Source organism: Oleiphilus sp. HI0117 (assembly GCF_001635235.1).
This window is the reverse complement of record NZ_LWGA01001067.1, coordinates 1-1,178: the sequence shown is the minus strand read 5'-3', so window position 1 is coordinate 1,178 and position 1,178 is coordinate 1. Positions and strand designations below refer to the sequence as shown.

General features: G+C 39.6%; 1 protein-coding gene and 1 tRNA gene. One reads left to right on the top strand and one right to left on the bottom strand.

Annotated elements, in window-relative coordinates; translation table 11 throughout:
* The first annotated feature begins 121 nt into the window (after positions 1-121).
* A tRNA-Ser gene (locus A3757_RS19100) sits at positions 122-212 on the top strand.
* 106 nt (positions 213-318) lie between these two features.
* Here A3757_RS19100 and A3757_RS19095 read toward each other — a convergent pair.
* The coding region (locus A3757_RS19095) for a site-specific integrase (RefSeq protein WP_231878325.1) at positions 319-1,178 on the bottom strand (860 nt) is incomplete at its 5' end.

Below are 1,178 nucleotides of genomic sequence, written 5' to 3'. Positions count from 1 at the left end.
TACATGCCTATAATAGTGGCGAGTATAGAAAATTCAACTCTCAAAAACTTTAAAAATAAATCGTTGACACCGCTAAAAAAATCATTAGTATACACCTCGCTTTCGACATGAAAGCAATTGCGGTGAGCTGCCAGAGTGGTTGAATGGACTGGTCTTGAAAACCAGCGTGGGTTAATAGCCCACCCGGGGTTCGAATCCCTGGCTCACCGCCATTTTTACTCCTTGATTTCCCAAGTTATTAGTTAAGATTCAAAGCCTCTTGGGGCAACTTTGGGGTAAAAACGGGATCCTTAGTGCACCTCCTAGCACGTTAAAATCTTATTCTAATCCTAAAAATGGTGAAATCAACTTAGCAGTGCTAGGTCTGTCTTCATGTATTATTTTTCCATAATGCTTTTTTAGCATCGATTCTGATGTGTGCCCCATAATTTCAGCAACAATACCAAGTGGTACATACTTTGTTATTAGCATCGATGCGAAAGTATGTCGACACTGATTTGGGCCTCTATGCCGCACGTTAGCTTCTCTCAACAAGGTTTCATAAGCTGTTCCTACTGACCGCTTGCTAAAAAGCTGCTCGTCTGTTTGTGATTTGAAGTTCTTGAAAATAGGTCGGATTTTATAGGATGTCGAATGTGTGTTGCTTCTGTTCTTTACACTGATTTCAATCGGTTTGTTCGTATATGAATATCTATGCTGCTTCAATAAAGTATCGATAGCAGGCCTTAACAATTGAAAAGAGCGTGTTCTTGAGGCTTCCTTAGGCACTTTGAATTCGTCACTTACATAAGCACGTTTAATATTTACTGTGTATGTGTTGAAGTCGATATCTTCCCACGCTAATGCGATTACTTCCGAAAGAGAGAGTCCTGTCCAGCACGTAAAGATGAACATGTTTATTATTTCTGGTCGACTGTAGTCACGTCTTTCTAGTTCAATTATTTTTTCCAGTTCTTTTATTGTATATGGATCAGCTTCAGGACCCTCTGTTTCATCTCTCTCAAGATTAGGTATACGTTCCATTATGTCTGTCTTTGTAATGTGATCCTGGTAAGCCAGTCTTGTCACGCCGCGTAAGACCGTAAACACGTCGTTTACGGTCTTAACTTTCATTTCCAGGTTTTGTGTTAAATGTTTTCTGAAATTTGTAATATCAGTCGTTCGTAGTGATCGTATCG